Here is a 5,509-nt window from a genome sequence, read left to right on the forward strand (position 1 = left end):
GGCCTTTTGATTGGGATCCCCACTGAAACTCAGGGTTCACTGTGTCCCCACGGAATGATCGGCACCGCACTGAGTGCGTTTTTCGGTGACCCGTCCACGACTTTATCGGAATAGCTCAGGTAGATAAGCGCATTGCGTTTGTCATCATAAAAACGCACAACCTGAAGCTTTTTAAACACCAGAGAAGTCCGTTTCTGGAAAACCACGGTGCCTTTGTCTTTCCCCTGCTTAATCTTATCGCTGAGATCAATAGGTCCTACCTGCTGGCAGGAAATCGCCGCATCGGACGTATCTTCGGCCAGACCGAGTCCGCCCTTAATTCCGCCGGTTTTGGCACGACTGATATAACAAGTTACATTTTTAATATCAGGATCATCAAAGGCCTCAACCACAATTTTATGGTCCGGACCGAATAACTTGAAGACTGTATCCACCGATCCTACTTGCTCTGCGTGTGCTGCTCCGGAACAAAAAACAAACATCCCAAACACAAAAATCCAACATTTATTCATTAAGTTACTCCACATCATTAGCATGACGTTGTTTTCTAAAGAAACCCTAATCAGAAAGCGTGCATTCACACTTTTTGAAGGAAATACTCTGTAACACCTGTGAATAGCACAGATAGCCAAAAAATTCTTAAGAAGTCTTATCGGGAAAAAGTTGCTATTATGCCGCCCATCATTCTGTGCATCTATCTTAGTTCAACGAGGACGATCTATGGATCAAGCAGGAATCATTCGTGACCTTCTTAGCTGGTTAGAAACCCATTTAGACCAGCCCTTGTCACTCGACAACGTCGCAGCCAAGGCCGGCTATTCCAAGTGGCACCTGCAGCGCATGTTTAAAGACGTCACTAATAATGCCATTGGCGCTTATATTCGTGCCCGCCGTCTGTCGAAAGCGGCTGTTGCTTTGCGCCTCACCAGTCGCCCGATTTTAGATATCGCCCTTCAGTACCGTTTTGACTCTCAACAAACGTTTACCCGGGCTTTCAAAAAACAGTTCGCACAGACGCCAGCACTGTATCGTCGTGCTGAAGACTGGCATTCATTTGGTATTTGCCCGCCTATCCGCCTGGGGGCATTCACACTGCCGCAACCCGAATATATCTCCCTGCCGGAACAGCATCTGATCGGCATGACGCAAAGCTATTCATGTACGCTGGAGCAAATCACCACGTACCGCAACGAGATGCGTCGACATTTCTGGCGTCAATATATTGGCGAAGCGAAAACGCTGCCACCTATTCTTTATGGCCTGCACCATTCTCGTCCAAGCCAGGAGAAAGATGATGAGCAGGAAGTCTTGTACACAACAGCGCTGGAAGCTCAGCACCTGCCTGAAAACGTTGAAGGTCAGCCGATTGTGTTACAGCACGGTGAATATGCCATGTTCCACTACGATGGCACACCGGAGCATCTGCAGGAGTTTATTCTGACGTTGTACAGCACCTGTCTGCCAACGTTGAAACTGACTCGCAGAAAGGGACAGGATATCGAACGCTTTTACACCAATGGCCGTGATCCAGGCACCGAGCCAACTGAAATACGGTGTGATTACCTGATCCCAATCCGCCGCTAACGCCTCCCGGCGTTAGCGTTGCAACTCGTCTAGCGCGGGCAGATCAAGATGTGATACATCGCCCGCCGTTTCCACAATCCAGCCATTTGCCAGCCATGCGCTTTGCTGATGATCGACACGCGACAATGAACAGTTACGCAGACGCAGGCGACGTTCCGCATACGCCGGCAATCCGAGGATCGTACTGATCAGACAGCCCAGCGCAATACCGTGGCTGACCAGCAGCGGCTTGCTTCCCGCCGGTAAATCCAGACAGCTGTCAAGCGCGGCACGCATACGCACGGCCAGTTCAGTCATCGTTTCACCTTCGGGTATACGCCCTTTTGGTGAACCATCGACCATTTGCTTACGCCATGTTTCTTCCTGCTCCGTCAGGCCATCCAGAATACGTTCTTCCAGCACGCCCATATGCAGTTCGCGCAAACGGGGTTCCTCGATCACTTCACACCCACAGGCATCAGCAATAATCTGCGCCGTGTGGCGGGTTCGTCCTAAATCACTGGTGATAACGTGAGTGATCCCTTCATTACGTACGCGCTGAGCAACCTGACGGGCCTGATAAAGACCTTTGGCCGTCAGCGGACTGTCTGACTGCCCCTGAATACGGCGGGCGGCGTTCCATTCTGTTTCGCCATGACGGACGAGATATACCTGTAACATGAGTGTTTTCCGTTATACTGCGTGAAATTTGCTAAAGGATGCTAAAACTCTATGTATCATGTTGTCGCTGCAACCACTAACCCGGCAAAAATCAAAGCGATCGCCATGGCTTTTGAAGATATTTTCGGCGCTGAGGCATTTCGCATTGAAGGTGTTGACGTCGACAGTGGCGTACCCAATCAACCTATCGGCAGTAATGAAACCCGGACCGGAGCGCGCCATCGTGTTATCGGCGCACGTCAGGTTCGTCCCGAAGCTGACTTCTGGGTCGGCGTAGAAGCGGGTATCGAAGACAATATGACCTTCGCCTGGATGGTCATTGAGAATATGCACCAGCGCGGCGAATCACGTTCAGCCAGTTTAATGTTACCTGAAATCATTTTACAGGGGATTAACCAGGGCAGCGAACTGGGAGATGAAATGGAAAAACTGACGGGCATTGCAGAAGTGAAGCGTAAAGGCGGCGCCATCGGCATTTTTACCGCCGGAAAACTGACACGTACCAGCGTTTATCATCAGGCGCTGGTGCTGGCTTTAGCACCTTTCCATAATCCGGTTTATCAAACCCGCGCACAGACCCATTGAATTTAAGATTGATACGGGCGCTTTAGTCGCCCGTTTTGTCTTCAAGCAGTTGCCCGCTCAACCAATCCTTTAGCGCTGACGGTGCCGTTTTTAACCCATTCGATCCCCGGGTTATCGTGGCGATACCGGCGCCCAGCTGGCTTTTCAGCTCACGCTGACTCATCTCCCCCCGCATCAGCTCCTGAATTATACGTACCCGCGTTCCCAGCGCGGCGCGCTCGTCGGGTGTCAGAAGCAGTTGCAGCAGATCCTGATGCAGATTTTCAGCAAAAGATTGCTGTAGCAATGCCAGAAAGCACTGCCAGTCCTCATTACCTTGTTGGGAAAGAGCAGGGTCAGTGATGGATCGTTGAGTCATGAGCGGGCTGCCATACTATTAAACTAGTACAGCAGCTTATCATAAACACTTCGGGATCAGTAACGCCTCTGCCATTCGGCATCCGTCAAAATCTTGGCCGGTTGATGTAAAAAATAGCGATAAAACGCATCATATGCCAACACATTTTTAACATACCGGCGAGTTTCAGAGAAAGGGATACTCTCAATGAACGCGACCGAATCCACCCTGCCCGCGCTGTTGCCCAGCCAGGTATTCACACGGGAAGGCCCGGCGTTATAAGCGGCGCTGGATAAAATACGGTTGCGACCAAACATCTGATAGACATATTCCAGATAGCGGGTGCCAATCGTGATATTCATTTGCGGATCCAGCAACTGTGCCGGATTGCTGTAACCCTGCAGGCCAAACATGTCCACAGTATGTTGCGCGGTGGCAGGCATCACCTGCATCAGACCGGCGGCTCCCACCGGTGAACGGGCTTTCGGATTCCACGCACTTTCCTGACGGGCAATCGCCATCGCGTAGCTTTGTGTGATGCCTTTGTCGTTGGTGGCCTGACGGAATTCATCCGGCCACGCCAGCGGGAAACGCTCTTCCAGATAATCCCACAGCTTGCCGGTAATGGTCGCCTGTACACTGAGATCGGGCCATTTCTGCTCGAAAGCGTAACGTGCCAGTGCCGACTGCTGAGATTCAGGGCGGCTGCTGACCAGATAGCTCCACTCGGTCCGCGCCAGGTTGTCCATCTGCCAGTACATCAGCTCACGGACGCGGGCAACTTCCGGCAATTTAGCAATGCTGGCATCCGGTTTTACCGCGACAGAAATTTGCATCGGATAAGCCACATTGAGCTTCTGTGCTGCGGCCATCGGATAGAATCCGCGTCCCTTCATTAAGGTGCGCAGCATGGCCTCACCCTGCGGGCGCTGACCGTTATCGATCATGACTGACGCACGCCAGTATTGCCATTCATCTTCCTGAAGCGCATCCGATGGCAGACGATCCAGCCACTGCCTCAGCCCCTGACGATCGCCGGCGGCCAGCGCCATACGAATGCGACGCTCCACCAGTGTGGTGGAATGGCTGCGCAGAATGACGTTATCGCGCCATGCAGCCTGTTCCGGTGTGGCGTCGCTGCCCATATAGCGCCAGGCGACGGCTTCTTCCAGATCCAGACGTTCACTGTCACTCATCTTTTGCAGACGCGCGAGAACCGGGATCATCGAACGGGCATTTTCAGCATCATCACGGGCGATACGCGCAAACGTAACGCTTGTGGCATTACGGGTAAAATCAGTCGGCCCGACGCTGCGCGCAAAACTTTCAAGAGTATTCGGGTTATTTTGCAAATCCAGCAGCGCATCGCGCATAGTCTGATAATCCGGCGGTAATTGCTTTGCCAGGAAGTTCACCAGATTAGTATTGCCGGTTTTCATCGCCAGACCGATGCGTTGTAGCGTGGTCAGTGCGGTCTGGTTACCTGCGCCCTGCCAGACGGAAAACAGCTTATCGCAGGTGTTCGGCAATGAAGTGCCGGTAAGCCAGATATCTTTTGCGCCATCAAAGGCCGTTTTCTGATCGCCGGTGGCCCATTTGGCATAATAGTAGTTACAGCGGGCGGCAACCGGTTTCGGCGGCTGCGGGCTGAAAGACAACAAGCTGTTCCAGTCCTGACGGCGCGCCAGTTCGTTTACAAAACGTGCTGGCAGGGAACGCGCCGGAGGCAACGTCGGATTAGCCTTCACAAAGGCATTCACCTGCGCCGGAGTCGCATCGCCCAGCTCCTGCGTCAGTTGCCGGTATTCCAGATAAGGATAAAGGGGATAATCTTTCAGCGTTGGCATCAGCTCACTGACAACATCCATCTGATTATTATCCCACGCCTGTTTAATCTGCATATAGTGCTGGCGTTGCGCGTCCAGCGAGTCAGCTTTCGCCACGCCCGATACTGTTATCAGCAACACACTCATCGCCAGAGAGTGCCATTTGTCCACCTTGACCATACTTACCTTTATCCTCACGGGTTGTGCCGAACTGTTTTGCATTCTGTAGACAGCCACTACGCTAATCGATTCATTTTTAAAATTGAAGCGATGCAGGAACAGCATCACAAACTTTACACAGTGTGGTGCAAGCGACGGAGAGTTACCAGACAGTGGCAGATCTATTTTCTGTCACAGAATATCAGGCAGGAATAATTCCTCACCACAGGATATCCGTAATTAATTAGCGGGTATTATCCTGTAAAAACCCAATAGATAGCACCCTTACAGTTTCAAATTAAATAAACGCACTGACAAAACTAAGATTTACTTACCGTAATTTACGCAGGTATTTAAT

Annotated in this window: 6 protein-coding genes; 2 read left to right on the forward strand and 4 right to left on the reverse strand. The window is 51.6% G+C overall.

Going from position 1 to position 5,509, the window contains the following annotated elements; all coding sequences use genetic code 11:
* Positions 1 to 29: 29 nt before the first annotated feature.
* On the reverse strand, positions 30 to 512 hold the full coding sequence (creA, locus tag J1785_RS03740) for a protein CreA (protein ID WP_129953260.1): 483 nt from the start codon (positions 510 to 512) through the stop codon (positions 30 to 32).
* Positions 513 to 720: 208 nt separating this feature from the next.
* On the opposite strand from creA, the gene robA reads away from it, so the two are divergent.
* Positions 721 to 1,584: an MDR efflux pump AcrAB transcriptional activator RobA gene (gene robA, locus J1785_RS03745; protein ID WP_129953261.1), complete on the forward strand. Its 864-nt coding sequence runs from the start codon at positions 721 to 723 to the stop codon at positions 1,582 to 1,584.
* Between the two features lie 12 nt (positions 1,585 to 1,596).
* Here robA and gpmB read toward each other — a convergent pair whose 3' ends face one another.
* Positions 1,597 to 2,244: a 2,3-diphosphoglycerate-dependent phosphoglycerate mutase GpmB gene (gene gpmB / locus J1785_RS03750; protein WP_129953262.1), complete on the reverse strand. Its 648-nt coding sequence runs from the start codon at positions 2,242 to 2,244 to the stop codon at positions 1,597 to 1,599.
* A gap of 51 nt (positions 2,245 to 2,295) precedes the next feature.
* Here gpmB and yjjX point away from each other — a divergent pair, with 51 nt between their 5' ends.
* Positions 2,296 to 2,829: an inosine/xanthosine triphosphatase gene (yjjX, locus tag J1785_RS03755; protein ID WP_047609789.1), complete on the forward strand. Its 534-nt coding sequence runs from the start codon at positions 2,296 to 2,298 to the stop codon at positions 2,827 to 2,829.
* 22 nt (positions 2,830 to 2,851) lie between these two features.
* Here the strand turns inward: yjjX and trpR are convergent, their stop codons facing one another.
* Entirely contained in the window at positions 2,852 to 3,187 is a 336-nt protein-coding gene (trpR, locus tag J1785_RS03760; protein ID WP_129953263.1) for a trp operon repressor, read from the reverse strand.
* A 56-nt stretch (positions 3,188 to 3,243) separates the two neighbouring features.
* Positions 3,244 to 5,172: a murein transglycosylase gene (gene sltY / locus J1785_RS03765; RefSeq protein WP_129953264.1), complete on the reverse strand. Its 1,929-nt coding sequence runs from the start codon at positions 5,170 to 5,172 to the stop codon at positions 3,244 to 3,246.
* Between the last annotated feature and the right edge of the window lie 337 nt (positions 5,173 to 5,509).

Origin of the sequence: Rahnella perminowiae (genome assembly GCF_019049755.1) — a bacterium.
Lineage (GTDB): Bacteria > Pseudomonadota > Gammaproteobacteria > Enterobacterales > Enterobacteriaceae > Rahnella > Rahnella perminowiae.